The following is a 25,251-nucleotide window of genomic DNA, read 5'->3' on the forward strand; positions in this document are numbered from 1 at the left end:
ACGGCCGATCAAGCTCAACAGAGTATATTCATCCCGCCCTCGGGGCGACGGCAAATGTATCGACCCTCAAGGGCGTGTCGGTCATCGGCGGGTGGACTGCGGCCGGGGCACCGGGTACACCGGGTCGGCGCAGTCGGTGCCCTCTGCCTGTAGGTGACGTTTGATCACCTTGAACGTCTCGGTGCGTGGCAGCGCCGTGCTGACCCGGACGAACGACGGCCACTGTTTCGGCCCCAGGTCGGGTTGCTCGGCCAGGAACGCCGCGAACGCCTCGAGATCGAACACCGCCCCCTCGGTCAACGTCAGCGCCGCCATCACCTGATCGCCGACGTCGGGCGCCGGGATGCCGTACACCGCCACCTCGACCACGTCGGGATGGCGCAGCAGCACCCGCTCGATCGGCGCCGCGCCGAGGTTCTCCCCGTCCACCCGCATCCAGTCACCGAGCCGCCCGGCGAAGTACGCGTAGCCGTCCTCGTCGCGATAGGCCAGGTCGCCGCTGTGGTACATGCCGCCGCGCATCCGCTCGGCGTCGGCCTCCGGGTCGTTGTAGTACCCCTCGAAACGCCCTGCGTCCGAGACGTTCACCAGCTCGCCGGTCACTCCCGGCGGGCACGGTTCACCGGTGTCGACGTCGATGATCTCGGTGCCCGGTGGCAGTGGGCCGAGCGCGCCGGGCGGTGTGTCCGGCGTGCGGGCGATCGCGATACCACCCTCGGTCGATCCGAACCCGTCCATCACCACCGTGGCGAACCGCTGTGCGAACCGCTCGACGTCGGCGGGCGCGCCCTCGTTGCCGTACACCGCGCGCAGCGGGTTGTCCGCGTCGTCGGGTTGTTCGGGGGTGGCCAGGATGTAGGACAACGGCTTGCCGACGTAGTTGGCGTACGTCGCACCGTATCGGCGCACGTCGGGCAGGAACTGTGAGGCAGAGAACTTGCGCCGCAACGCAAGTGAGCTCTGGGATGCCAGCGCGACGGCCCAGCCCACCAGCACCGCGTTGGAATGGAACAGCGGCATCGAGACGTAGCAGACGTCGCTTTCGCCCAGGTCGAAACGGCCCGCCATCGTCACCCCGGCGATCGCGACCTTGCCGTGGCTGCATTTGACGGCCTTGGGATCGCCGCTGGTGCCCGACGTGTAGATCAGCATGAACAAGTCGGTGGGCTCGGCGTCGTAGGCGAGTACCGGCGCGCCGGCGTGCGATGCCACCTCCTGCGCCCACTGCGGTGAGTCGACGTTGACATGTTCGACGTCGGCAAGGATGTCCGCATGCGCCGAATCGGCCAGCACCACTTGGCAATCCGCATGGGTGATGTCCCGGCGCAGCGCCGCACCGCGCCGCACCGGGTTCAGGCCCACCGGCACGATGCCCGTCAGCCCCGCCGCCACCAGCACCGCTGAGAACTCCGGGGTGTTCTGCAGCAGCACACCGACGTGAGGAGGCCGGTTGGGGTCCATGCGTGCCCGCAACGCGGCGGCCACCGCCGCGCCGCGCCCGAGGTGGTCTCGCCAGCTGATGAAACTGTCCTCGAAGTACACCCCGCGGTCGTCGACGTCGGCCAGCGGCGTCAACAGGGCCGCGACGGTGGGCAACTCGCTCACGACTACGCCGGGGAGTCCGCCAATTCCCTGCCGATGCGGAGCAACTGCCCGGTCGCGCTGCCGACCGCGAACTCGATCTGCTTGGCGGCCAGGAAGTACCGGTGCACCGGATGGTCGATGTCGATGCCGACGCCGCCGTGCACGTGCACCGTGGTGTGCGCCACCCGGTGCCCGGCCTCGGCGGCCCAGAACGCCGCGGTGTTGACGTCGATCTCGGCGGGCAGATCCTCGGAGAGCCGCCACGCCGCCTGGGTCACGGTCAACCGCAGCGCCTTGACGTCGATGTAGCCGTCGGCCAGCCGCGACGACACGGCCTGGAAGCTGCCGATCGGCCGGTCGAACTGTTCGCGTTCGCGTGCGTAGGCCGCGGTCAGCTCCAAGGCGCGCTCTACCACCCCGAGCTGAAATGCGCTGCGGCCCAGTGTGGCACGGGTGGTCAGCCACGCGACGACGGCGTCGCCCTGGTCGCCGACCGTCCGGGCGCCGTCCACCTCCACATCCTGGAGCTGCAGCTGTCCCACGCTGCCATGGCCGGTGGTGTCCAGTGACGCGACGCTCACTCCGTCATCATCGGAGGCCACCAGGAACACTTTCGTTCCGGAATCGGTCTCGGCCGGCACGAGGAACGCGTCGGCGACGGGGCCGTACGGCACCTGCGTACGCGACCCGGTGAGCCGGTATCCGCCCGCCCCCGACGATTGCGCCCGCACCGGGCCGTCGCCCATCTCACCGTCGAGCGCGACGGTGATGATCTTCTCGCCCCTGACGGCGGGTACGGCCCACTGCTGTTGGATCGCCTCGGCGCCGAACGCCGCCAGCGCACCCGCGCCGAGCACCGCGGACTCCAGGTAGGGCACCGCAGCCATCTGTCGGCCCAGCGCGCCGAGCACGGCGACCTGTTCGAGGACGCCGAACCCGCCGCCGCCCAACGCTTCCGGCGCGGCGGCCGACAGCACGTCGGCCTCGATCAGCTTGGCCCACAGATCACGGTCGAAGCGCTCCTCGAGGCCGTCCAGGTCGCGCTGGTGCTCGGGTGTGCACACCGAGTCGACGATGGTGCGGACCAGCCCGCCGAGGTCTTCGGAGGCTTCGGTTGTTCTGAAATCCATCGGGTGCCGTCCTTACCGGTTCGCTCTTGGCAGGCCCAGCGCGACCATTCCGATGATGTCGCGCTGGATCTCGTTTGTTCCGCCGCCGAAAGTCAGGATCAAGCAGCTGCGGTGCATGCGTTCGACCCGGCCACGCAGCAGCGCGCCGGGCGAACCCGGCCGCAGCGTGGCCGCGGTGCCGAGCACCTCCATCAGCAGCCGGTAGGCCTCGGTGGCCAGTTCGGTCCCGTACACCTTGGCCGCCGACGCGTCCGCGGGGGAGGGCGCGGCCTCATCGGAGGAGGCCAGCTCCCAGTTGATCAGTTTGAGCACCCCGGCCTTGGCGTGCACCCGGGCCAGGTTGAGCTGCACCCACTCCGAGTCGATCAGCCTCTTGCCGTGCACATCCTTGGTGTTCTGGGCCCACTCACGAACGCCGTTGAGCGCCAGGAAGATCGGCTGGGCCGATACCAGGGCCACCCGTTCGTGGTTGAGCTGGTTGGTGACCAGCTTCCAGCCGGCGTTCTCCTCACCGACCAGGTTGGCGACGGGAACCCGCACGTCCTGGTAGTAGGTGGCGCTGGTGTCCACGCCTGCCATCGTGTGCACCGGGGTCCAGGAGAAACCCTCCGCGGTGGTGGGCACGATCAGCATCGAGATACCGCGGTGCTTCTTGGCCTCCTGGTTGGTCCGCACCGCCAGCCACACGTAATCGGCGTAGGCGATCAGGCTGGTCCACATCTTCTGGCCGTTGATCACGTACTCGTCGCCGTCGCGCACGGCGGTGGTGCGCAACGCGGCCAGGTCGGTGCCCGCGCCCGGCTCGGAGTAACCGATCGAGAAGTGCAGCTCGCCCGAGGCGATCTTGGGCAGATAGAACTTCTTCTGTTCGTCGGTGCCGAACGCCATGATCGTGGGCGCGACGCTGTTGATCGTCAGGAACGGAACCGGAACGTTGGCGATCGCGGCCTCGTCGTTGAAGATCAGCCCGTCCATCGGCGGGCGTTCCTGGCCGCCGTACTCCTTGGGCCAGCTCAGCGTGAGCCAGCCGTCCTTGCCCATCTGGGCAACCGTTTCCCGGTAGACGTTGCCGCGGCCCATCTCGCCGTCGTTGGAGGCCAGCGCCTCGGCGCGCTCGGGCGTCATCAACTTGGAGAAGTAGGCCCGCAGTTCGCGACGCAACTCCTCCTGCTCTGGGGTGTAGCCGATTCGCATCGCCTTGTCCTAACTTCTCTAATGTGACAACAAGTGTGACAACCCGCCTGACCCGGAGTTCACCCCCGGTTGTAACACGTTCTAGTCTTGTGGGTCTAGGCCGGTGTCGCCTGGCTGCTCATGCAGCTCCGACTGCGAGGAGGAAATCATGCGAGTGGAAGTGGACCGCGACCGTTGTGAAGGCAATGCGGTATGCGTCGGACTTGCGCCTGAGCTGTTCGAGCTCGACGACGATGACTACGCGGTGGTGAAGGCCCACCCGATCCCCGCCGACAAGGAGGAGCTCGCCCAGCGGGCGATCGACGAGTGCCCTCGCGCCGCCCTGAACCGCCGCGACTAGAGGTATTCATAAAGTGACGACTGAGCAGTCCGCAACCGATCTGTCCGGACGCGTTGCGGTGGTGACCGGCGCTGCCGCCGGGCTGGGCCGCGCAGAGGCCATCGGCCTGGCCCAGGCCGGTGCGACCGTCGTGGTCAACGACATCGCAGCCGCGCTGGACAAGTCCGACGTCCTGGACGAGATCGCCGCCGCCGGCGCCAAGGCCGTCGCGGTGGCCGGTGACATCTCGCAGCGGTCGACGGCCGACGAACTGGTCGAGACCGCAGACCAGCTCGGCGGATTGGGCATCGTCGTCAACAACGCCGGCATCACCCGTGACCGGATGCTGTTCAACATGTCCGACGAGGACTGGGACGCGGTGATCGCCGTGCACCTGCGGGGCCACTTCCTGCTGACCCGCAACGCGGCCACCTATTGGCGCGCCAAGGCCAAGGCCGGCGGGGATGACGGGGCCGGCAAGGTCTACGGCCGCGTCATCAACACCTCCTCGGAGGCGGGGTTGGTGGGCCCCGTCGGTCAGGCCAACTACGGCGCGGCCAAGGCCGGCATCACGGCGTTGACGCTGTCGATGGCCCGGGCGCTGGAGCGCTACGGGGTGCGCGCCAACGCGATCGCCCCGCGCGCCCGCACGGCGATGACGGCCGATGTGTTCGGCGAGGCGCCCGACCTCGCCGAGGGGCAGGTCGACCCGCTGTCGCCCGAGCACGTCGTCAAACTCGTGTGTTTTCTGGCCTCGCCGGCCTCGGAAGGGGTCAACGGACAGCTGTTCATCGTCTACGGCCCCACGGTGACGCTGGTGGCCGCGCCGACAGTCGAAGCTCAGTTCACCGCCGAGTCCGGGGCCTGGGATCCGGCGGACCTGTCGACGACGTTGCAGAAGTACTTTGCTGGCCGGGATCCCGAACGGAATTTCTCGGCCACCGCGCTGATGGGTCAGTAGCGCCGAAGGTCATTTGACAAACCGGCCCGGGGCACTAGAACACGTTCTACAATGACTCAGGTCACAGTGCCCCTGACCAGTACGTTTATAACAACTTGGTCTGTTCTTGCCGTTCTTTGACACTGCGAACTTGTTCTAGTTAGGATGAGCCGGCTCACTAAGAATATCGCTTAGACGAGGGGGGGGAAGACCTCGGCGGCAAGCAGTTTGGAGCTCTTCGCCAAAGAGAGTCGGATCGCCCCTTTCCGAGAATGGAGCCTAGGTTGATCGAACAGCTCGCGGCGCCGGCTCGGGCCGTGGGCGGGTTCGTCGAAATGTCGTTCGACACTTTCGCCAAGATCTTCCGGCGGCCGTTTCAGTTCCGTGAGTTCCTCGACCAGACCTGGATGATCGCGCGGGTGTCGCTGGTGCCGACGCTGTTGGTCGCGATCCCGTTCACCGTACTGGTCGCGTTCACCCTCAACATCCTGCTGCGCGAGATCGGTGCCGCCGACCTGTCGGGGGCCGGCACCGCGTTCGGCACCATCACCCAGCTCGGCCCGGTGGTGACGGTGCTGGTGGTCGCCGGCGCCGGCGCCACCGCGATCTGCGCCGACCTCGGCGCACGCACCATCCGCGAGGAGATCGACGCGATGCGGGTGCTGGGCATCGACCCGATCCAGCGCCTTGTGGTGCCGCGCGTGCTGGCCTCGACGTTCGTCGCGCTGCTGCTCAACGGCCTGGTCTGCCTCATCGGGCTGTCCGGCGGCTATGTGTTCTCGGTCTTTCTGCAAGGGGTCAACCCCGGCGCGTTCATCAACGGCCTGACGGTGCTGACCGGGCTGGGTGAGCTCGTCATGGCCGAGATCAAGGCGTTGCTGTTCGGCGTCGTAGCCGGGCTGGTCGGGTGCTACCGGGGCCTGACGGTCAAGGGCGGACCCAAGGGAGTGGGCGTCGCGGTCAACGAAACCGTGGTCTACGCGTTCATCTGCCTGTTCGTGATCAACGTGATCATGACGGCGGTCGGGGTCCGGGTGTTGGAGCGGTGATGGGCGCTGACGCGAAGAGCAGACAAGCATGAGTTACGACGTAACGGTTCGCTTCCGCAGGCTTTTCCGCGGCGTGCCAAGGGTTGTCGACACCGTCGGCGAGCAGGCGCTGTTCTACGGCCAGACGATGCGCTACATCCCCAACGCGCTCACCCGCTACCGCAAGGAGACCATCCGGCTGGTGGCCGAGATGACCATGGGCACCGGCGCGCTGGTGATGATCGGCGGCACCGTCGGCGTCGCGGCGTTCTTGACCCTGGCCTCCGGCGGCGTCATCGCCGTGCAGGGCTACTCGTCGCTGGGCAACATCGGTATCGAGGCACTGACCGGGTTCCTCTCGGCGTTCCTCAACGTGCGCATCGTGGCTCCGGTGATCGCGGGCATCGCGCTGGCGGCGACCATCGGCGCGGGCACCACCGCGCAGCTGGGCGCCATGCGCGTGGCCGAGGAGATCGATGCGGTCGAGTCGATGGCCGTGCACTCGGTGTCCTACCTGGTGTCCACGCGGCTGATGGCCGGGCTGATCGCGATCATCCCGCTGTACTCGCTTTCGGTGCTCGCGGCGTTCTTCGCGGCGCGGTTCACCACGGTCTTCGTCAACAACCAGTCGGCGGGCCTCTACGACCACTACTTCAACACCTTCCTGGTGCCCACCGATCTGTTGTGGTCGTTTCTGCAGGCCATCGTGATGGCGGTCGCGGTGATGCTGGTGCACACCTACTACGGCTTCAACGCGACCGGCGGTCCCGTTGGCGTCGGCATCGCCGTCGGTCAGGCCGTGCGGACCTCGCTGATCGTCGTCGTGACCATCACCCTGTTCATCTCACTCGCCGTCTACGGCGCGTCCGGCAACTTCAACCTCTCGGGTTAGGCGGGAATCGATGTCCGACGGTGACGCCAAGCGCAGCCACGTACGGATCGCTGCGGCGATCCTGGCTGCAATCCTGCTGGGCGCCACCGTCTTCACCTATCTGGCCTACACCGCGGCGTTCACCGCCACCGACACCGTCAGCGTCACCGCGCCGCGGGCCGGCCTGGTGATGGAACGCGACGCCAAGGTCAAGTACCGGGGTGTGCAGATCGGCAAGGTCAAGACGATCGAGTACGCCGGGGACGAAGCCAGGCTGACGCTGGCGATCGACAGCGCTGAGATGCGCTACATCCCGTCCAACGCCGTGGTGCGCATCGGCAGCACAACGGTTTTCGGTGCGAAGGCGGTGGAGTTCCTGCCTCCCGAGGAACCGGTCGGACAGCTCAAACCCGGTGCGACGGTGGCCGCGAAGGATGTTCAGCTCGAGGTCAACACGCTGTTCCAGACGCTGAACGACGTGCTGCAGAAGGTCGATCCGATCAACCTGAACGCCACGTTGAGCGCGTTGGCGGAGGGTCTGCGCGGTAACGGCGATGACCTCGGCGCCACCCTGGCCGGCCTGAATTACTATCTGGAGCAACTGAATCCGAAGTTGCCGACGTTGGGGGAGGATCTGCAGAAGACGGCGGTGGTGGCCAACATCTACGGCGACGCCGGTCCCGACGTGGCGCGCATCTTCGACAACGCGCCGGCGATCAGCGACACGATCGTCGACGAGCAGGACAACCTCAACGCGGCGCTGCTCGCCGCAACGGGGTTGGCCAACAACGGCACCGCCACGCTGGAGCCGGGAGCGGACGACTACATCGCCGCGATGCAGCGGCTGCGGGCCCCGCTGAGCGTGGCGGCCGAGTATTCGCCCGAGTACGGCTGCATCCTGGAGGGCACCGCGTTGGCGGTGGACCGGTTCGCCCCTGTCATCGGTGGTATCCGGCCGGGTCTGTTCGTCTCGTCGAACTTCCTGCCCGGCTCGCCGGGCTACACCTACCCGGAGAGCCTGCCGATCGTGAACGCGAAGGGCGGCCCGAATTGCCGTGGCCTGCCCAATGTTCCGAGCAAGCAGTTCGGCGGATCGTGGTACCGCTCGCCGTTCCTGGTCACCGACAACGCGTACGTGCCTTATCAGCCGAACACCGAGTTGCAGTTCGACGCGCCGTCGACGCTGCAGTGGCTGTTCAATGGTGCGTTCGCCGAGAGGGACGACTTCTGATGGCGAAGCGCGATCGCACGCTGCTCAACGTCAGCGTCTTCACGGTGGTGATGCTGCTGGTCGCCGGCGGGCTCGTGGTGGTGTTCGGCGAGTTCCGGTTCGCTCCGGAAAGCGGCTATCACGCGACGTTCACCGACGCGTCGCGGCTGAAGGCCGGTCAGGATGTGCGCATCGCCGGTGTTCCCGTGGGCACCGTCAACAACGTCACGCTCAACCCCGACAACACCGTCGACGTCGCGTTCGACGTCGACGACCGCTACCAGCTCTACACCTCGACACGCGCGGTGGTGCGCTACGAGAACCTCGTCGGCGACCGCTATCTCGAGATCACCTCCGGGCCGGGCGAGTTGCGTAAACTTCCTGCGGGCGCGACCATCCCACAGAAGAACACCCAGCCGGCGCTGGATCTGGACGCCCTGCTCGGGGGTCTGCGTCCCGTGCTCAAGGGGCTCGACGGCCAAAAGGTCAACGAGGTGAGCAACGCGGTCGTCGAACTGTTGCAGGGCCAAGGCGGTGCGTTGTCGAGCCTGCTGTCGAGCACCAGCGCGTTCACCCAGAACCTTGCCGCCAGAGATCAACTCATCGGCGACGTCATCACCAATCTCAACACCGTGCTCGCCACCGTCGACGAGAAGGGCGCGCAGTTCAACGCCAGCGTCGACCAGCTGCAGAAGCTGATCACCGGCCTTGCCGAGGGCCGCGACCCGATTGCCGGTGCGATCGGCCCGCTGGCGTCTGCGGAGAACGACCTGACCGACATGCTCCAGCAGTCGCGCCGGCCGGTGCAGGGTGTGATCGAGAACGCCCGCCCGTTCGCTCAGCGTTTCGACGAGCGCAAGGCCGATGTCAACAAGGCCATCGAGCCGCTCGCCGAGAACTACTTGCGGCTCAACGCGCTCGGCGCCTACGGCTCGTTCTTCAACATCTTCTACTGCGCTACCCGGATCAAGATCAGCGGCCCTGCGGGTAGCGACATCCTGATTCCGTTCGGTGGGCCACCGGATCCGTCCAAGGGGAGGTGTGCACCGGTCGATGAGTAGACCTGACGAGTCGAATCCCTTACGAACCGGGATTTTCGGCATCTTCCTCATAGCCTGCCTGGTGCTGGTGGCCTTCGGTTACACCAGCCTGCCGTTCTGGCCGCAGGGAAAGCCCTACGAGGCGTATTTCACCGATGCGGGTGGCATTTCGCCGGGCAACGACGTCAACGTGTCGGGGATCAAGGTGGGCCAGGTCACCGGTGTCGAACTTGCCGGTGACGCCGCCATGGTGACCTTCACCGTCGACCGCGACGTCAAGGTCGGCGACCAGTCGCTGGTCGCCATCAAGACCGACACCGTGCTCGGCGAGAAGTCGCTGGCCGTAACGCCGAAGGGCAGCGGCGATTCCACGGTGATCCCGTTGGGACGCACCACGACTCCCTACACCCTCAACACCGCGCTGCAGGACCTCGGCCAGAACGTCAGCGAGCTGGACAAGCCGCGTTTCGAGCAGGCACTGCAGACGCTGACCGACTCGCTGCAGGAAGCCACCCCGCAATTACGCGGCGCTTTGGACGGTATCGCCAACCTGTCACGCGCCCTCAACAAGCGCGACGAGGCCCTGGGCCAACTGCTCGGCCACGCCAAGCGGGTGTCGGACACGCTGGCCGAGCGGGCCGGCCAGGTGAACCAACTCATCGTCGACGGCAACATGCTGTTCGCCGCGCTCGACGAGCGACGTCAGGCACTGAGCAACCTGATCGCTGGTATCGACGATGTCTCCCAACAACTTTCGGGGTTCGTCGCCGACAACCGCCGTGAGTTCAAGCCCGCGCTGGAGAACCTCAGCCTGGTGATGGACAACCTTCTCGAGCGTCGGGAACACATCAGCGAGGCCCTCAAGCGGCTTCCGCCCTACGCCACCGCGTTGGGTGAGGTGGTCGGTTCAGGCCCCGGCTTCCAGATCAACCTGTACGGGTTGCCGCCCGCCCCGATCGCCGAGGTGCTGTTGGACGTCTACTTCCAGCCGGGCAAGCTGCCCGACAGCCTGTCCGACATGCTGCGCGGCTACATCTCCGAACGAATGATCATCAGGCCGAAGTCACCATGACGTCCGCGAACCCGATCTCCGAGCGTAGCCGCTGGCTGCGGGTGACGCTGGCGGCCCTTTTGGTGGTGTCGCTGGCCGCCGGCGTGTATCTGGTCTGGCCGTCGCGCACCGGCGACAAGCTGACCGCGTACTTCACCTCCGCGGTCGGCCTGTATCCCGGCGACGACGTGCGCATCGTCGGGGTGCCGGTGGGCACGATCGACTCGATCGAACCGCGTGCCGAGGACGTGAAGGTCACGATGACCTTGGACCACGGCATCAGGGTGCCCGCTGATGCGAAGGCGCTCATCATCTCGCCGAACCTGGTGGCCGCCAGGTTCATTCAGCTCACGCCCGCCTACACCGGCGGCCCCGAACTCGGTGACGGCGCCGAGATCGGCTTGGATCGCACCGCGGTGCCGGTGGAATGGGACGAGGTCAAAGAGCAGCTCACGGCGCTCAGTTCGCAGCTGGGGCCGCAACCGGGGTCGGTGCAGGGCCCGCTGACCGCGTTCGTGAACCAGGCGGCCGACACCTTCGACGGCAACGGTGACTCGTTCCGCCAAGCGCTGCGGGAGCTCTCGCAGACGGCGGGCCGGCTCGGTGACTCGCGCACCGACCTGTTCGGCACGATCCGCAACCTGCAGGTGCTCGTCGATGCGCTGTCCAACAGCAACGAGCAGATCGTGCAGTTCTCCAACCACGTCGCCTCGGTGTCGCAGGTGCTGGCGGACAGTTCGGCCGATCTGGACAACACGCTCGGCACGCTCAACCAGGCGCTGGGCGATGTGCGCGGATTCCTCGACGACTCCAACCAGGCGTTGATCGATCAGGTGACCAAACTGACCGACTTCACCAGCATCCTGACCGAGCGCAGTGAGGACATCGAGCAGATCCTGCACATCACGCCCAACGGCCTTTCGAACTTCTACAACATCTACAACCCCGCCCAGGGCACCGTCGGTGGTCTGCTCACCCTGCCGAACTTCGCCAACCCGGTGCAGTTCATCTGCGGCGGCACGTTCGAGGCCGGCGCCTCGACCGACAACTACAAGCGCACCGAGATCTGCCGCCAGCGCATGGGGCCGGTGTTCAAGCGCATCGCGATGAACTTCCCGCCGTTGTTGTTCCACCCGATCAACAGCATCACCGCCTACAAGGGCCAAATCATCTACGACACACCGGAAACCGAGGCCAAGGCCAAGACCCCGGTGCCGTATCTGCAATGGCAACCGGCGCCGGGCGTGAACCCGCCGCAGATCTCGGCCGACATGGACCTGAGCTCGCTGATCGTGCCACCGGCTCCTGAGGGCTCAGCACCGTCGTCGTCGCACGCGGGCGGACCCGAGGCCGCGCCCGCCGGTCCGGCAGCGCCCGCACCCCAAGCCGCACAACCCGCGCAGGCAGGTGGCTGATGATCCGCAGGGTGTTGGCAGTCTCCTCGCTGGCCGCGTTGGTGGCCGGCTGTCAGTTCGGCGGGCTGAACTCGCTGAACTTGCCGGGGACCGCGGGCCACGGCGCGGGTTCCTACAAGGTCACCGTCGAGTTGCCGGACGTGGCGACGCTGCCGCAGAACTCTCCGGTGATGGTCGACGACGTCACCGTGGGCAGCGTGTCGGGCATCGACGCCGTGCAGCGCTCCGACGGCACGTTCTTCGCCGCCGTGCAGCTGTCCCTGGACCGCAACGTCGACCTGCCCGCCAACGCGACCGTGCGGGTGGCGCAGACCTCGCTGCTGGGCTCACAGCACATCGAGTTGGCCGAACCGGTCGACGAACCCCCGGTCGGCAAGTTGGCCAACGGCGACAACATCCCGATCGACCGCGCCGGTCGCTATCCCACCACCGAAGAAGTGCTGTCCTCGCTGGGCGTCGTGGTGAACAAGGGCAATCTCGGTGCGCTGCAAGACATCACCGAGGAGACCTATGCCGCGGTGGCCAACCGGCAGGGCAGCTTCGAGCATCTGGTACCGCGGCTGGCCGAGTTGACCGGCTTCTTGGACCGCCAGACCGCCGACATCATCGCCGCCGCCGAGGGGCTCGACCGATTCGCGGGCATTCTGGCGCGCAGCAAGGACAGCCTCGGCCGCACCCTCGACAGCCTTCCCGAGGCGCTGACGGTACTGAACAACAACCGCGCCAACATCGTCGACGCGTTCGGTGCGCTGCGGAGTTTCGCGACCGTCGCCGCGCGCATCCTGCAGCAGACCAAGGACGATTTCGCCGCCAACTTCAAGGATCTGTACCCGATCATCAAGGTGCTCAACGACAACGTCGACTTCCTCATCAAGGATCTGGAGTTTCTGCCGACGTTCCCGTTCCACTACAAGTACCTGCGCAACGCGGTCCGTGGGGACTACCTCAACGTCTACACCACCTTCGACCTCACGTTGCGGCGCGTCGGCGAATCGGTGTTCACCACCTCGTGGGGGCTGGACCCGAACATGAAACGGATGCACGAGCTGATCACCCCGCCGGAGTTTCTCACCGGGGCGTTGGCGAACCTGTCCGGCCAAGCCGCTGACCCGTTCAAGATCCCGCCGGGGACGGCCACCCAGCACGAGGGGGCGCCGTAGATGATGGACAGGCTGACCCGAATCCAACTCGGGATCTTCGTGATCGTCACGGTGTTGACGGTCAGCGCGATATCGATCTTCTACCTGAAGGTACCGGCCGCACTCGGGTTCGGCACCTACAGGGTGACCGCGGATTTCGTTGCGGCGGGCGGGCTTTACGAAAACGCCAACGTCACCTACCGAGGCGTGACCATCGGCCGGGTGGAGTCGGTCGGGCTGTCCGACGACAGCGTCGTGGCCCACATGCGGCTCAACAGCAACACACCGGTGCCCGACAACGTCACCGCGACCGTCAAGAGTGTCTCGGCCGTCGGCGAGCAGTATGTCGACCTGGTGCCTCCCGACGACGCGTCGCCGGAGAAGCTGCGCGACGGCGCCAACATCGACGTCTCGCGCACCGCCGTCGGCCAGGACATCGCCGGACTGCTGGAGGAAGCCCAGAACCTGGTCGCCAGCATCGACGACAGCAGGGTGCAGGACCTGCTGCGCGAAACCTTCAAGGCGTTCAACGGGTCCGGGCCGGAACTGGCCAGGCTGATCCAGTCGTCGCGGCTGCTGATCGACGAGGCCAACGCCAACTACGGGCAGGTCAACCAGCTCATCGACCAAGCCGGACCGTTCCTCGACGCGCAGATCCGCAGCGGCGACGACATCCGCTCGCTCGCCGACGGGCTGGCCCGGCTCACCACCGAGCTCGTCAACGCCGATCCGCAGCTGCGCAGCACGCTGCAGACGGTGCCCGGCGCCACCGCCGAGGCCAACGAACTGTTCAGCGGCATTCGGCCGTCGTTCCCGATTCTGGCGGCCAACCTCGCGAACTTCGGCCGCATCGGGGTGATCTACCGCGACTCGATCGAGCACGCCCTTGTGGTGTTTCCCGCGCTGATGGCGGCCCTGCTGACCGTCGCCGGCGGGGTGCCCGCCGACGAGGGCGGCAAGCTCGACTTCAAGATCCACCTGCAGGACCCGCCGCCGTGCCTGACCGGGTTCATCCCACCGTCGCAGATGCGTTCACCGGCCGACGAGACGCTGCGCGAGCTGCCGAAGGACCTGTACTGCAAGACCCCGCACAACGATCCGGCCGTGGTGCGGGGCGCGCGCAACTACCCCTGCCAGGAGTTCCCGGGCAAACGCGCGCCCACGGTCCAGCTGTGCCGCGACCCGCAGGGGTACGTCCCGATCGGCAACAACCCGTGGCGGGGGCCGCCGGTTCCGCTCGGCACACCGATGGACACGCGCGAGGACGACACCACCGAAATCGGGCGAAACATTCTGCCGCCCAACAAGTTCCCGTACATCCCGCCGCAGGTCGATCCGGATCCGGGTCCGCCGGCGGTGCAGCTGCCGCCCGGTGTTCCGCCCGGCCCGGGACCCGCGCCGCACGCGCCGTTCCCGCTGCCGATACCGCCGAACGAGGTGCAACCCACGCTGCCGCCGGCGTGGCCGTTCTTCGCCCCGCCGGATCACGTGCTGCCGCCCTACGGCAGGACGCCGCCGCCGGCGGCGCCACCCGCGCCCCCGCCGCCGGCCGGGGATGTGTACACCCCGCCCGCTCCCGACGGGCCGCCGCTGCCCGCGGAGGTGCCGATGGCCTCCGGTGCGCAGTTCACCACCTACGACGCCGACGGCAAGTTCGTCGACCCGGCCGGGGGAACTGGCGTGCTCGCGGACGCAACTGACAAACTGGCGCCGGCAGAGAACTGGGTTGATCTGATGTTGGCTCCAAGGCAGGCGTAAATGACGGAAGAAACGGCTTCGACGGAACGCTCGCCGAGGCCCGCCAGGCGTCGGCGCGCGTCTCGCGCCGCGGGCCCGGCCAGCGGCGCCGCCACGACGACGGCCGTGCGGGTCGAGGCGCCACCGACGATCAAGGTGCGGTTGGCCCGGCAGCCCGGTCCGCCGCCCAAGCGGCCACCCAACCGCCTGTTGGTGGCCACCATCTTCGCCGCCACGGCCGGCGTGGCGGTGGCGGTACTGATCGGGTTGGCCGCCGTCCTGCACGTCCAGCAACGCGACACCGAAGAGACGTTCGCGCGAGAACAGCGGTTCGTCGACACCGCGACGCAGTTGGTCGTCAACATGTTCAGCTACGACCAGGAGACCATCGACGAAAGCGTCGACCGGTTCGTCAACAGCACCAGCGGACCGCTGCGGGCGATGATGACCGAGGGAAACAACACCGAGAACCTGAAGATGCTCTTTCGGGAGACCAACGCCAGCGCCGAGGCGGTGATCAACGGCGCGGCGCTGGAGAAGATCGACGAGATCGCCGACAACGCCTCTGTGCTCGTCTCCGCGCGGGTGACGGTGACCGATATCGACGGAAACAACCAGCCGTCGCAGCCGTATCGGTTGCGGGTGATCGTCCACGAAGACGGTAGCGGCCACATGACGGCCTACGACCTCAAGTACCCCGACGGGGGGAACTGATGCGCAGGCTCGTCGGTGCGCTGTGTGCGCTGTTGGCGGTCGCGTTCGTGACGCTCGCCGGGGTGGGGGCGGCGATGTATTGGAACCGGGTCCAGCTGCGCGGTGAACAAGCCGCCCGCGCCGAGCTGGCTCCGTTGGCGGAGAAGCAGATTCCTCAGGTCTTCGGCTACGACTATCAGACCGTCGAGCGCAGCCTCAACGAGGTCTACCCGATGCTGACCCCGGCTTATCGCCAGGAGTTCCAGGATCGCGCCGCCAAGGACATCATTCCGCAGGCCCGGGAACGGCAGCTGGTCAGCCAGGCCAACGTGGTCGGCGTGGGAGTCATGACGGCGCAACGGACTTCGGCGTCGGTGATGGTGTTCATGAACCGGACGATCACCGACAAGTCCAAGAAGCCGATCTACGACGGCAGCCGGTTACGCGTCGACTACCAGAAGATCGACGGCAAGTGGCTGATCGAGTACATCACCCCGATTTAGCCGAGGCTTTGGTGTTCGTGGTGTCCAGCGCGTCGAGGAACGAGCGCGCCCACCGGTCGACGTCGTGCGCGAGCACCTGCCTGCGCAGGGCCCGCATCCGCCGCCGACCCTCCTCGGGCGTCTGATTCAGCGCCGCCTCGATCGCGTCCTTGACGCCTTCGAGGTTGTGTGGGTTGACCAGATAGGCCTGACGCAGTTCGGCTGCGGCGCCGGTGAATTCGCTCAGCACCAGCGCACCGCCCAGGTCGCTGCGGCAGGCGACGTACTCTTTGGCCACCAGGTTCATCCCGTCACGCAGCGGGGTGACCAACATGACGTCGGCGGCGACGAAGAACGCGATCAGCTCCTCGCGCGGGACCGGCCGGTGTACATAGTGCACGATCGGGTGGCCCACCTCGCTGTACTCGCCGTTGATGTGCCCGACCTGGCGCTCGATGTCCTCGCGCATCTCGATGTAGCTCTCGACGCGCTCACGGCTCGGCGTCGCGAGCTGCACCAGCACGGTGTCCTCACGGCTGGCGCGCTTCTCGGCGAGCAACTCCGAAAACGCCCGCAGCCGAACATCGATGCCCTTGGTGTAGTCCAGCCGATCGACACCCAACAGGATCTTGCGCGGGTTACCGAGCTCGGCGCGGATCTCGCGGGCGCGCTTGCGGATTGCCCGGGTACGGGCCTGCTGGTCCAGTGATGTCGAATCGATCGAGATGGGAAACGCGCCGACGCGCACGACGCGGTCCTCGAGTTCGACCTCACCGAAGCGGGACCGCACGCCGACCGAGCCGCGTGAGGTGTTCGCCCCCACCAGGCGCCGGGCCAGGATCAGGAAGTTCTGCGCACCGCCGGCCAGATGGAACCCGACCAGGTCCGCACCGAGCAGCCCCTCGATGATCTGGGTCCGCCACGGCAGCTGCATGAACAGCTCCACCGGCGGGAACGGGATGTGCAGGAAGAAGCCGATGGTCAGGTCGGGACGCAGCGAGCGCAGCATTTGCGGCACCAGCTGCAGCTGGTAGTCCTGGACCCACACGGTCGCGCCCTGTGCGGCGGCCTTCGCGGTGGCCTCGGCGAAGCGCCTGTTCACGTCGACGTAGGCGTCCCACCACTTGCGGTGGTAGATGGGTTTGACGATGACGTCGTGGTAGAGCGGCCACAGGGTGGCGTTGGAGAAGCCCTCGTAGTACTCGGCGACGTCGTGGGCGGAGAGGTTGACCGGATACAGGACCATGTCGTCCTGTTCGATCGGCTCCTCGCCGGCGTCGGGGATGCCCGGCCAGCCGACCCACGCCCCGCGACGGCGGCGCAGCAACGGCTCCAACGCCGTCACCAGCCCGCCCGGGCTCCGTTTGAACGTCGTGCTGCCATCAGGCAGCCGCTCCATGTCGATCGGCAGCCGGTTGGCCACCACGACGAAGTCAGAATTCCCCGCGCCGGCCCCCTGGCTCACTTACGCCTCGAGTTTCGACGGTCCAATACCCAGCATCGACAGGAAGACCCGGCACTCGTCGGCGTCGGTGGCATACGCGGCGACGACGCGCCGCGCCTGGCGGGCGGTGCTGTCGGCCAGCGGCTCGACGTCGCCGAGCTCGGAGTGATCAGATTTAGCAGCCATACGACAACTCTAGCCGCGACGCCGTCGTCGCTGCTCAGGGGCTATGGCCGGTCACCGTCGGGCTGTGGCCGATGACCGGGGCCGGCGGTGGCGTCACCGTCATTGCCTCGGCTTCCTCGGCCAGCCCGATGCACCCGCCGGAATTGTGGCCGATGCAGGGAATGCCCAGCACCTCGGGGACGTCCGGGTTGCCCGGCGTGGTGCTGAACGGCGAGCCGGCGTTGGGCACCGTATGCGGGACGCACACACCGGTGAACTGGTCGGCCTCCTCACCGGAGGGACAATCCTGGGCCACCGGGGTGACGTCGGGGCCGGGCACTGCGACCACGGCCGTCACGGGTGCAGCGGCAACGGCGACCGCGAAACCACCGGCAATGAGCAATCGTGCTGAAAGCTGAAAGGTCGCCATCGTCACGCTTTCTGTAGTTGTCAACCCTGTCGTTGGCAAGAATTCTATGGAAGCTGCGAGCTTTCTGCACAACTTCTGTGAGTACCGACCACGGCTAAGGGCTGGAACTGATGGTGACCCGAGGCTGCGCGGGCGGGCCCTCCATCTGCGCGTCCTCGGCCAATCCGATGCAGCCACCGGCGTTGTGGCCGATGCAGGGGATGCCGTCGACCTCGGGGACGTCGGGATTGGCCGCGGTGGTGGTGAATACCGGCGGCGACGTGGGCACCAGGTAGGGCACGCATGTGGTGGTGAACGTGTCGCTCTCTTCGCCTGAAGAGCACTCGGCCAGTGGATTACCGGCTTGCGGTGTGTGGTGAGCCGCCGCGACCGGCGCGGCGGCCGCCGCGACGAGGAAAGCGCCGATCACGAACTGCCGCCGGACGGCGAACGATGAAGTCATTCCGCAAATTCTAGAACCCACGCAGCAACTCACGTGGTGCTTCGCGGGGTTTCCTCCCGGGTGTCAAGGGCTGGATTCGACCGAGGTGTGCGGCTGCACCAGGGGCGTCTGGGCCTGTTGTTCCTCGGCCAGTCCCATGCATGAACCCGAACTGTGCCCGCCGCAGGGGATTCCGTTGATCGCCGGCATATCGGGGTTGCCCGGGATCGTCGTGTACGGGTCCGGCGAGTTCGGCACCAGGTCGGGAACGCACGCCGCTGTGTAGACGTCTTGAGATTCACCACCCGAACAAGCCGTGAACGACGATGTCGGCGGATCCGCAGTGATCATGGGCATCGCCAGTACCGCCGCCGCGAAAGCGCCAGCGAGAATTCGTGTGGCTGCAACCCGTAGCGGTGTCATGTTGGCTTCTTCGTTTGCTTGTCGGCCGGTGAGGCGGGGCGGAACCGTTGCCGGCAATCCTGATGTGCGCAGCTGTGACCCGGCCGGAAGGTAGCGGTGGCACCGCTGAAAGAAGCTGTGAACTGGCACCGTAATGTGCACGGTGATGAACGAACCGAGCGAGGTGGTCCGCGGTGGCAAGCCCTGATCTGACGACGCAATCCGCCGGGGGCGACGCGCCCCGGCAGGTCGAATACGAGACGCTGGACGACGGCCAGATCGCCCGCATCTGGCTGAACCGACCCGACGCCCAGAACGCCCAGTCACGCACCCTGTTGGTGCAGCTGGACGAGGCATTCGGCCGCGCGGAGGCCGACGATCAGGTACGGGTCGTGATCCTGGCCGCGCGCGGCAAGAACTTCTCCGCAGGCCATGACCTCGGCTCCGAAGAGGCGATGCTCGAACGCAAACCGGGACCCGATCAGCATCCGACGTTCCAGCAGCTGGGTGCCACCCGGCCGGCGATCGCCGAGCGGACGTACCTGCAGGAGTGGCACTTCTTCTTCGAAAACACTCGCCGCTGGCGGGATCTGCGCAAGATCACCATCGCGCAGGTGCAAGGCAACGCGATCTCGGCGGGACTGATGCTGGTGTGGGCGTGCGACCTGATCGTGGCCGCCGACGACGCGAAGTTCAGCGATGTGGTGGCCGTTCGGATGGGCATGCCAGGCGTCGAGTATTACGCGCACCCATGGGAATTCGGGGCCCGCAAGGCCAAAGAGCTTCTGCTCACCGGAGATTCGATCGACGCCGATGAAGCCTACCGACTGGGCATGGTTTCGAAGGTGTTTCCGCGCGACGAGCTCGAGGACAAGACGCTTCAGTTCGCGCGGCGCGTCGCCGAACGCCCCACGATGGCGGCGCTGCTGGTCAAGGATTCGGTCAACGCCGCAGCCGATGCGATGGGCTTCACCGAGGCCTTGCGGCATGCGTTCCACATCCACGAACTCGGGCACGCCCACTGGGCCGCACACAACGAGAACCGCTATCCGGTCGGGCTGCCGCCCAACGTTCCGGACTGGCGCACGCTCGGGGCGCCGAAGCCCGCCCGCCGAGACGAGCCGTGACGTATACCTTGTTCTAGTTAGATCAGCGAAGGAGTCTGCGGTGTCTTTGGCGGGGCGAACGGTACTGGTCACCGGTGGTGGCAGCGGGATCGGCAAGGGCGTGGCCGCCGGGGTCGTGGCCGCCGGCGGCAACGCGATGCTCGTCGGCCGCAACGCCGACCGGTTGGCTGCCGCGGCCGAGGAGCTCTCCGGCGGCGGCGGCGGCCCGGGCGAGGTGCGTTACGAGCCCGCCGACGTCACCAACGAGGACGAGGTGGCCCGTGTGGTGGACGCCACCACGGCCTGGACCGGGCGGCTGCGCGGCGTCGTGCACTGCGCCGGTGGCAGCGAGACGATCGGGCCCATCACCCAGATCGACTCCGACGCCTGGCGCCGCACCGTCGACCTCAACGTCAACGGCAGCATGTACGTGCTCAAGCACGCGGCGCGCGAGATGGTGCGCGGCGGCGGCGGGTCGTTCATCGGCATCTCCTCGATCGCGGCCAGCAACACCCACCGGTGGTTCGGCGCGTACGGGGTGAGCAAATCCGCCGTCGACCACCTGATGATGCTGGCGGCCGACGAACTCGGCCCGTCGTGGGTGCGGGTGAACTGCATCCGCCCGGGGCTGATCCGGACCGACCTGGTCGAGCCCATCATGAGCTCACCGGAGATCAGCGCCGACTACGCGTCGTGCACGCCGCTGCCGCGGGTCGGCGAGGTCGAAGACATCGCGAACGCGGCGGTGTTCCTGCTCAGCGACGCCTCCGGCTGGATCACCGGGCAGGTGATCAACATCGACGGCGGCCACGGACTGCGGCGCGGACCGGACATGTCGGCGATGCTCGAACCGCTCTTCGGCGCCGACGGCCTGCGCGGCGTGGTCTCCTGAGGTCTGACCTTGGTCTGAACCTGGCCTGACCTTGGTCTGACCTTCACCCAAATCTGCAGCGGGGTCGTGGTTCGTGCGGAATCACAGCCTTCGTGCAGAATTCGCGGCAGGAACCCCTAGCTCATCTCCGCCGCGCGGTGCACGGCGTTGATGATGCCCTGATAGCCGGTGCAGCGGCAGAAGTTGCCCGACAACCCTTCGCGGATCTCCTCGTCGGTGGGCTTGGGGTTCTCGCGCAGCAGCGCGGTGATGCTCGTGACGAATCCCGGCGTGCAGAAACCACATTGCAGCCCGTGGCATTCGCGCAGCGCCGCCTGTACTGGCGACAGCTCACCGTCGGGACCGGCGATGCCCTCGACGGTGGTCACCTCACTGTCTTCGGCCTGTACGGCGAAGATCAGGCACGACCGCACCGCGGCGCCGTCGACCAGCACCGTGCAGGCCCCACAGGCGCCGTGCTCGCAGCCCAGATGTGTGCCTGTCAGGCCGCACTTCTCGCGGAGGAAGTCGGCGAGCGTCAGGCGCGGTTCGACCACCGCGCGGTAGGTCCGGCCGTTGACGGTCAGCTCGACCGGCAGCTCATGCATTGTTGGTTGCCTCCGTGGTGGCTTTCGACCAGGCGCGCGCGACCATCGTGGCGCCGACTTTGGCTCGGTATGCGGCGGTGCCCTGCAGATCGGACGGGATGTCCTCGAGACCGGAGAGGGCGAGCTCGCCGATCTCGTCGGCGCTGATCTCGCCGACCGGGCGGCCGCTGACGGCCTCTTCGGCGGGGGTACCGCGCAGCGGGGTGGAGCCGAGGCCCAAAAGCCCGATGCCGCAGCGGGTCACCCGATCGTCGTCGTCCAGTTCGACCGCGACGGTGGCGCCCGCGATGGCGAAGTCGCCGTGCCTGCGCACGAACTCCTCCACCGCGAAACCCGACCGGCTGCCCCAGATCGGGAAGCGCACGGCGCTCAGGATCTCGCCGGGATGCAGCGACGTCTCCCACAGCCCGGTGAAGAAGTCCTTCGCCGCGACCTGCCGGGATCCGCGCGACGACACCGCGTCCATCCTGGCGTCGAGCGCCAGCGCCACCGCCGCGTACTCGGCGGCGGGATCGGCGTGCGCGATCGCGCCGCCAAGTGTTCCCCTGGTCCGGATCTGGAAGTGGCCGATGTGCGGTGTGGCCAGCGTCAGCAGCGGAACGGACTCGGCCACTTCGTCATCCATGCCGACATAGGCGTGCGGCGTGCCCGCGGCGATCCGCACCCCGCCGTCGACCAGATCGATGCTGCGCAGCTCGTCGATCCGGGAGATGTCGATGAGGTTCTCGAAGTGAGTGAGCCGCATCGCCAGCATCGGCACCAGACTCTGGCCGCCGGCAAGCACTTTGGCGTCGTCGCCGAACTCGGCGAGCATGTCCACCGCTTCCTTCACCGAGTCGGGGCGGTGGTAGGCGAACGGGGCGGGCTTCATGACAACAGCCGGGTCAGGGCCGCCTGCAGGTCGTCGGCCAGCACGGCGGCGGGGTGGGCGCGCTTGCGTCGGCGACCGATGAGCAACCCGATCACCACGCCCGCCGCCAGGCCGGCGGCCACCGGTGCGTATCGCTTGGCCACCGACGGCGCGACGGCCTTCACCAGGGCGACCGTGTCGATGACGTCACCTTGTTCGGCCTCGGTTGCCGCACTGGGCGTTTCGGTTGCAGTCGGCGCAGAGACCCCGAGCAGGTCGGACTCCAGGCCGGCCGCGAACTGTCCGATCAGGTGCCCGGCCACATCGGCGAGCACACCCCGCCCGAACTGCGCGGCCTTGCCGGAAATCGTCAGGTCCGTGTTGATGAGCACCCGAGTGGCGGGTTGCGCGGCGGAGCCCTCGTCCTTGAGCTGTGCGGTGATGACGGCCGCGACGTTGCCGTTGCCCCGGGTCTCCTTGCCGGTGGCCTTCAACACCATCCGCTGCGCCGCGGCGTCCTTCTCGGCGAACGCCGCTTCACCCTTGTACGACACGGTGATCGGGCCGACCTTGACCTTTACCGTGCCGGTGAACTCGTCGCCGTCGACGGACAGCAGGGTCGCTCCCGGCAGGCACGGCGCAACGCGCTCGACGTCGGTGAGGAACTCCCACGTTTTGGCGGCGGGTACCGCGACGCGGAACTCGTTGTTCAGTTCCATTCTCTTCCTTACTTTTTGGCTTGCTCGATCAGATCGAGGATCGCAGCCGGGCTGGCAGGTAGCTTGGTCAGCGTCACGCCCAGCGGCGCCAGGGCGTCGTTGATCGCGTTGATCACCGCGGGCGTCGAACCGATCGCGCCGCCCTCGCCGCAGCCCTTGTATCCGCCGACGCCCGGCCCGGGAATCTCGACGTGACCGTACTCGATCACCGGCACCTCAGTGGATGTCGGTAACAGGTAGTCGACAAACGTTGACGACAACGGGTTTCCGTCGTCGTCGTAGACCATGTGCTCCAACAACGCACCGCCGATGCCCTGCACCGTGCCGCCGGCGATCTGGCCCTCGACGACGTTGGGGTTGATCATCGGACCGACGTCCTCGCTGACGACGTAGCGCGTCAGCGTGACCCGGCCGGTCTCCACGTCGACCTCGCATGTGCAGACGTGCGTGGCGTTGGCCCAGTGAATGGGCGCCTCCGAGGTGAACCGCGCTGTCGCCTCCAACGATGCGGACACGTTCGGCGGCAACTGCTGCGGCTCGTAGTAGGCGCGGTAGGCGAGATCGGCGAAAGTCACGCTCTTGTCCGGGTTGTCGCGCACGAGTGCGCGCGAACCGGCGAGTTCCACTTCGGTCTCGTCGACCTCGAGGCGATGCGCCGCCATGGCCAGAATCTGGCTGCGCAACATCGCACCGGCCTCGTTGACGGCGCCCGCGGTCATCGGCGCGCTGCGGCTGCCCTGGGTGCCGGCGCCATATGGGGTCACCGCGGTGTCACCCTGGATCGTCGACACGTCGTTGATGTCGGCGCCCAGCGCGTCGGCCGTCAGCTGAACGACGGTGGTCTCCAGGCTGTTGCCCGTCGACCCGCCGTTGACGTAGACGTTGATCTTGCCGGTCGGCTCCATCCGGATGGTGGCGCCTTCGGTGGCCAGGTGGCCGGTCGCGGCGCCGGTCGGCTCGATGTAGGCCGAGAAGCCCAGGCCGATGTAGCGGCCCTCGGCCAACGCGTCGGCCTGCTCCTTGCGGAAGCCTTCGTGGTCAAGGATTTTCACGGCCTGCTCGAAGGTGTCCGCGGGCGCGACGTGGTCGTAGGGCATGCCGTTGGGGTTGAAGTACGGCATCTCGTCGCCGCGAAGGATGTTGCGCCGACGCAGCTCGACCGGGTCCATGTCCATCTGGCGTGCGGCGATGTCGAAAAGCATTTCGCGGGCCAGGGTTTCGTACTGCCACGGACCGCGGTAGGCGTGCAGGCCCGCGGTGTTGGAGAACACCGTCTTGTAGTTGAAGCTGGCCTTCGGGACCCGGTAGGGCCCGGGGAAGAACATCCCGACGGCCGCGGTGGTCAACACCGGATACGGGGTGGGATAGGCGCCGATGTCGTAGGTGAAGTCGATGTCGGCGGCGAGGATGTTGCCGTCCTCGTCGAACGCCATGCGCGCCTTGCCGTCGACGTGGCGGGCCTGCCCGGCCGACATCAGGTTCTCGCGCCGGTCCTCGATCCACTTGAGAGCTACGCCCGATTGCGCGTTCGACGTCGCGGAAGGCACCTTGCGCGCGGCGAGCATGATGCACATGTCCTCGCGCATCGGCACGACCTTCTGCCCGAAGCCGCCGCCGGTGTCGCGCATGATCACCCTGACGTTGTGCGCGGGGATGCCGAGCAGGCGGGCGCAGAAGGCCCTCAGCTCATGTGGCGTCTGCGTGGATGCCCACAGCGTCAACTCGGCGGTGGACGCGGCCCATTCGACGACCATGCCGCGCGTCTCGATCGGCACCGGCGCATGGATCTGCTGATAGATGTGCGCCTCGGCCACGTACGCGGCGTTGGCGAAGGTCTCTTCGTCCGGCGGTGCGCCCGCCATTCCGCCCGCGACGTTGTCCGGGTAGGCCTCGTGCACGACGGGAACGCCGGCCTCCGCGCCGCCGACCGCCTTGGTGAAGTCCGCGATCGCGGGCAGCGGTTCGTAGTCGACCTCCACCCGCTCGACGGCGTCCTCGGCGAGGTAGCGGCTGTCGGCGACGACGAGCGCGACGGGGTCGCCGACGAACTTCGCCTCGCCCTCGGCCAGCGGCGGGCGCGGGGTGTCGGGCACGTCCTTGCCCGCCACCGCATGCCAGGCCTCGTGGACGTCCGGGTTCAGATCCGCGGCGGTGAACACCGCGTGCACGCCGGGCATGGCCAGCGCGGCCGAGGCGTCGATGCCGTTGATCCGTGCCCGCGCGAAGGGGCTGCGCACGAAGCACGCGTGCAGCATGCCCGGCCGTATCACGTCGTCGACGAAGGTGCCGTGACCAGTGAGAAGCCGATTGTCTTCGACGCGTGCGACGCGGGTGCCCGCATAACGTGTCGCGACGGTTCCACCGAGAGGGGAAGCCACGGGTATCGCTCCAATCCGAAGACT

General features: G+C 67.3%; 26 protein-coding genes. 14 read left to right on the forward strand and 12 right to left on the reverse strand.

Translation table 11 applies throughout. The annotated features are described in order from the left end of the window. Window positions 1-81 precede the first annotated feature (81 nt). Genes fadD17 through MELE44368_RS22895 form a run of 3 tightly spaced genes read right to left on the reverse strand, consistent with a single transcriptional unit; the run spans window position 82 to window position 3,908 of the window. Window positions 82-1,605, reverse strand: a complete 1,524-nt coding sequence (fadD17, locus tag MELE44368_RS22885) for a long-chain-fatty-acid--CoA ligase FadD17 (protein WP_128110585.1) — start codon at window positions 1,603-1,605, stop codon at window positions 82-84. Window positions 1,606-1,607: 2 nt separating this feature from the next. Next, complete coding sequence (locus MELE44368_RS22890) at window positions 1,608-2,714, reverse strand: acyl-CoA dehydrogenase family protein (protein ID WP_128110586.1); 1,107 nt, start codon at window positions 2,712-2,714, stop codon at window positions 1,608-1,610. Window positions 2,715-2,726: 12 nt separating this feature from the next. Continuing rightward, on the reverse strand, window positions 2,727-3,908 hold the full coding sequence (locus MELE44368_RS22895; protein ID WP_128110587.1) for an acyl-CoA dehydrogenase family protein: 1,182 nt from the start codon (window positions 3,906-3,908) through the stop codon (window positions 2,727-2,729). 148 nt (window positions 3,909-4,056) lie between these two features. Here MELE44368_RS22895 and MELE44368_RS22900 point away from each other — a divergent pair, with 148 nt between their 5' ends. From MELE44368_RS22900 to MELE44368_RS22955, 12 genes are all read left to right on the forward strand, one after another. After that, window positions 4,057-4,248 carry a ferredoxin gene (locus MELE44368_RS22900; RefSeq protein ID WP_128110588.1) on the forward strand — a complete coding sequence of 64 codons (192 nt, stop codon included), beginning with the start codon at window positions 4,057-4,059 and terminating at the stop codon, window positions 4,246-4,248. A gap of 13 nt (window positions 4,249-4,261) precedes the next feature. After that, entirely contained in the window at window positions 4,262-5,188 is a 927-nt protein-coding gene (locus tag MELE44368_RS22905; protein ID WP_128110589.1) for a 3-oxoacyl-ACP reductase, read from the forward strand. Window positions 5,189-5,451: 263 nt separating this feature from the next. Next, the gene (locus MELE44368_RS22910) at window positions 5,452-6,216 is read left to right on the forward strand and encodes an MlaE family ABC transporter permease (RefSeq protein ID WP_046753320.1); all 765 of its coding nucleotides are present in this window, start codon (window positions 5,452-5,454) and stop codon (window positions 6,214-6,216) included. Window positions 6,217-6,244: 28 nt separating this feature from the next. Further along, the gene (locus MELE44368_RS22915; protein ID WP_128110590.1) at window positions 6,245-7,087 is read left to right on the forward strand and encodes an MlaE family ABC transporter permease; all 843 of its coding nucleotides are present in this window, start codon (window positions 6,245-6,247) and stop codon (window positions 7,085-7,087) included. 10 nt (window positions 7,088-7,097) lie between these two features. Then, window positions 7,098-8,297 (forward strand): MCE family protein, encoded by a 1,200-nt coding sequence (locus tag MELE44368_RS22920; protein WP_128110591.1) that lies wholly within the window; start codon window positions 7,098-7,100, stop codon window positions 8,295-8,297. Then, the gene (locus tag MELE44368_RS22925) at window positions 8,297-9,337 is read left to right on the forward strand and encodes an MCE family protein (RefSeq protein WP_128110592.1); all 1,041 of its coding nucleotides are present in this window, start codon (window positions 8,297-8,299) and stop codon (window positions 9,335-9,337) included. The genes MELE44368_RS22920 and MELE44368_RS22925 overlap by 1 nt, the downstream gene beginning before the upstream one ends. Beyond that, window positions 9,330-10,388: a virulence factor Mce family protein gene (locus MELE44368_RS22930; RefSeq protein ID WP_128110593.1), complete on the forward strand. Its 1,059-nt coding sequence runs from the start codon at window positions 9,330-9,332 to the stop codon at window positions 10,386-10,388. Before MELE44368_RS22925 ends, MELE44368_RS22930 begins: the two co-directional genes overlap by 8 nt. Then, window positions 10,385-11,782 carry a virulence factor Mce family protein gene (locus tag MELE44368_RS22935; protein WP_128110594.1) on the forward strand — a complete coding sequence of 466 codons (1,398 nt, stop codon included), beginning with the start codon at window positions 10,385-10,387 and terminating at the stop codon, window positions 11,780-11,782. The genes MELE44368_RS22930 and MELE44368_RS22935 overlap by 4 nt, the downstream gene beginning before the upstream one ends. Beyond that, complete coding sequence (locus MELE44368_RS22940; protein WP_128110595.1) at window positions 11,782-12,942, forward strand: MCE family protein; 1,161 nt, start codon at window positions 11,782-11,784, stop codon at window positions 12,940-12,942. Before MELE44368_RS22935 ends, MELE44368_RS22940 begins: the two co-directional genes overlap by 1 nt. Next, complete coding sequence (locus tag MELE44368_RS22945) at window positions 12,943-14,679, forward strand: virulence factor Mce family protein (protein ID WP_128110596.1); 1,737 nt, start codon at window positions 12,943-12,945, stop codon at window positions 14,677-14,679. Beyond that, window positions 14,680-15,372, forward strand: a complete 693-nt coding sequence (locus tag MELE44368_RS22950) for an Rv1363c family protein (RefSeq protein ID WP_128110597.1) — start codon at window positions 14,680-14,682, stop codon at window positions 15,370-15,372. It abuts the gene before it with no gap. Then, window positions 15,372-15,854, forward strand: coding sequence for an Rv1363c family protein (locus MELE44368_RS22955; RefSeq protein ID WP_128110598.1), 483 nt, complete (start codon window positions 15,372-15,374; stop codon window positions 15,852-15,854). Before MELE44368_RS22950 ends, MELE44368_RS22955 begins: the two co-directional genes overlap by 1 nt. Here the strand turns inward: MELE44368_RS22955 and MELE44368_RS22960 are convergent. The 5 genes from MELE44368_RS22960 to MELE44368_RS22980 form a co-directional block, all read right to left on the reverse strand. Beyond that, on the reverse strand, window positions 15,841-17,298 hold the full coding sequence (locus tag MELE44368_RS22960; protein WP_128110599.1) for an alpha,alpha-trehalose-phosphate synthase (UDP-forming): 1,458 nt from the start codon (window positions 17,296-17,298) through the stop codon (window positions 15,841-15,843). The two genes, MELE44368_RS22955 and MELE44368_RS22960, sit on opposite strands and share 14 nt — an antisense overlap. Beyond that, the gene (locus MELE44368_RS22965) at window positions 17,299-17,463 is read right to left on the reverse strand and encodes a hypothetical protein (RefSeq protein ID WP_109747019.1); all 165 of its coding nucleotides are present in this window, start codon (window positions 17,461-17,463) and stop codon (window positions 17,299-17,301) included. A gap of 34 nt (window positions 17,464-17,497) precedes the next feature. Further along, on the reverse strand, window positions 17,498-17,800 hold the full coding sequence (locus MELE44368_RS22970) for a hypothetical protein (protein WP_409366149.1): 303 nt from the start codon (window positions 17,798-17,800) through the stop codon (window positions 17,498-17,500). Window positions 17,801-17,966: 166 nt separating this feature from the next. Beyond that, entirely contained in the window at window positions 17,967-18,314 is a 348-nt protein-coding gene (locus MELE44368_RS22975) for a hypothetical protein (protein ID WP_046752123.1), read from the reverse strand. A gap of 63 nt (window positions 18,315-18,377) precedes the next feature. Beyond that, window positions 18,378-18,644 (reverse strand): hypothetical protein, encoded by a 267-nt coding sequence (locus MELE44368_RS22980; RefSeq protein WP_241566740.1) that lies wholly within the window; start codon window positions 18,642-18,644, stop codon window positions 18,378-18,380. 245 nt (window positions 18,645-18,889) lie between these two features. Here MELE44368_RS22980 and MELE44368_RS22985 point away from each other — a divergent pair, with 245 nt between their 5' ends. Both MELE44368_RS22985 and MELE44368_RS22990 read left to right on the forward strand, forming a co-directional pair. After that, entirely contained in the window at window positions 18,890-19,822 is a 933-nt protein-coding gene (locus MELE44368_RS22985) for an enoyl-CoA hydratase (RefSeq protein ID WP_128110601.1), read from the forward strand. 40 nt (window positions 19,823-19,862) lie between these two features. Continuing rightward, entirely contained in the window at window positions 19,863-20,693 is an 831-nt protein-coding gene (locus tag MELE44368_RS22990) for an SDR family oxidoreductase (protein ID WP_128110602.1), read from the forward strand. Between the two features lie 116 nt (window positions 20,694-20,809). Here MELE44368_RS22990 and MELE44368_RS22995 read toward each other — a convergent pair whose 3' ends face one another. The 4 genes from MELE44368_RS22995 to MELE44368_RS23010 are packed head-to-tail and all read right to left on the reverse strand — an operon-like array spanning window position 20,810 to window position 25,227. Then, complete coding sequence (locus tag MELE44368_RS22995; RefSeq protein WP_128110603.1) at window positions 20,810-21,280, reverse strand: (2Fe-2S)-binding protein; 471 nt, start codon at window positions 21,278-21,280, stop codon at window positions 20,810-20,812. Continuing rightward, window positions 21,273-22,151 (reverse strand): FAD binding domain-containing protein, encoded by an 879-nt coding sequence (locus MELE44368_RS23000; protein ID WP_128110604.1) that lies wholly within the window; start codon window positions 22,149-22,151, stop codon window positions 21,273-21,275. Before MELE44368_RS23000 ends, MELE44368_RS22995 begins: the two co-directional genes overlap by 8 nt. Continuing rightward, on the reverse strand, window positions 22,148-22,849 hold the full coding sequence (locus MELE44368_RS23005) for an SRPBCC family protein (protein ID WP_128110605.1): 702 nt from the start codon (window positions 22,847-22,849) through the stop codon (window positions 22,148-22,150). The genes MELE44368_RS23000 and MELE44368_RS23005 overlap by 4 nt, the downstream gene beginning before the upstream one ends. A gap of 8 nt (window positions 22,850-22,857) precedes the next feature. Next, window positions 22,858-25,227 (reverse strand): xanthine dehydrogenase family protein molybdopterin-binding subunit, encoded by a 2,370-nt coding sequence (locus tag MELE44368_RS23010; protein WP_128110606.1) that lies wholly within the window; start codon window positions 25,225-25,227, stop codon window positions 22,858-22,860. Between the last annotated feature and the right edge of the window lie 24 nt (window positions 25,228-25,251).

The organism is Mycolicibacterium elephantis DSM 44368 (assembly GCF_004014805.1).
Classification (GTDB): domain Bacteria; phylum Actinomycetota; class Actinomycetes; order Mycobacteriales; family Mycobacteriaceae; genus Mycobacterium; species Mycobacterium elephantis.

Bases quoted from the DNA above. Each gene is read 5' to 3' on its own strand.
- MELE44368_RS22995 (WP_128110603.1), bottom strand. From the start codon at position 21,280: ATGCATGAGCTGCCGGTCGAGCTGACCGTCAACGGCCGGACCTACCGC.
- MELE44368_RS22895 (WP_128110587.1), bottom strand. From the start codon at position 3,908: ATGCGAATCGGCTACACCCCAGAGCAGGAGGAGTTGCGTCGCGAACTG.
- MELE44368_RS22940 (WP_128110595.1), top strand. From the start codon at position 11,782: ATGATCCGCAGGGTGTTGGCAGTCTCCTCGCTGGCCGCGTTGGTGGCC.
- MELE44368_RS22930 (WP_128110593.1), top strand. From the start codon at position 9,330: ATGAGTAGACCTGACGAGTCGAATCCCTTACGAACCGGGATTTTCGGC.
- MELE44368_RS22950 (WP_128110597.1), top strand. From the start codon at position 14,680: ATGACGGAAGAAACGGCTTCGACGGAACGCTCGCCGAGGCCCGCCAGG.
- MELE44368_RS22920 (WP_128110591.1), top strand. From the start codon at position 7,098: ATGTCCGACGGTGACGCCAAGCGCAGCCACGTACGGATCGCTGCGGCG.
- MELE44368_RS22890 (WP_128110586.1), bottom strand. From the start codon at position 2,714: ATGGATTTCAGAACAACCGAAGCCTCCGAAGACCTCGGCGGGCTGGTC.
- MELE44368_RS22980 (WP_241566740.1), bottom strand. From the start codon at position 18,644: ATGATCACTGCGGATCCGCCGACATCGTCGTTCACGGCTTGTTCGGGT.
- MELE44368_RS22955 (WP_128110598.1), top strand. From the start codon at position 15,372: ATGCGCAGGCTCGTCGGTGCGCTGTGTGCGCTGTTGGCGGTCGCGTTC.
- MELE44368_RS22945 (WP_128110596.1), top strand. From the start codon at position 12,943: ATGATGGACAGGCTGACCCGAATCCAACTCGGGATCTTCGTGATCGTC.
- MELE44368_RS23000 (WP_128110604.1), bottom strand. From the start codon at position 22,151: ATGAAGCCCGCCCCGTTCGCCTACCACCGCCCCGACTCGGTGAAGGAA.
- MELE44368_RS22900 (WP_128110588.1), top strand. From the start codon at position 4,057: ATGCGAGTGGAAGTGGACCGCGACCGTTGTGAAGGCAATGCGGTATGC.
- MELE44368_RS22935 (WP_128110594.1), top strand. From the start codon at position 10,385: ATGACGTCCGCGAACCCGATCTCCGAGCGTAGCCGCTGGCTGCGGGTG.
- MELE44368_RS23005 (WP_128110605.1), bottom strand. From the start codon at position 22,849: ATGGAACTGAACAACGAGTTCCGCGTCGCGGTACCCGCCGCCAAAACG.
- MELE44368_RS22925 (WP_128110592.1), top strand. From the start codon at position 8,297: ATGGCGAAGCGCGATCGCACGCTGCTCAACGTCAGCGTCTTCACGGTG.
- MELE44368_RS22915 (WP_128110590.1), top strand. From the start codon at position 6,245: ATGAGTTACGACGTAACGGTTCGCTTCCGCAGGCTTTTCCGCGGCGTG.
- MELE44368_RS22965 (WP_109747019.1), bottom strand. From the start codon at position 17,463: ATGGCTGCTAAATCTGATCACTCCGAGCTCGGCGACGTCGAGCCGCTG.
- MELE44368_RS22975 (WP_046752123.1), bottom strand. From the start codon at position 18,314: ATGACTTCATCGTTCGCCGTCCGGCGGCAGTTCGTGATCGGCGCTTTC.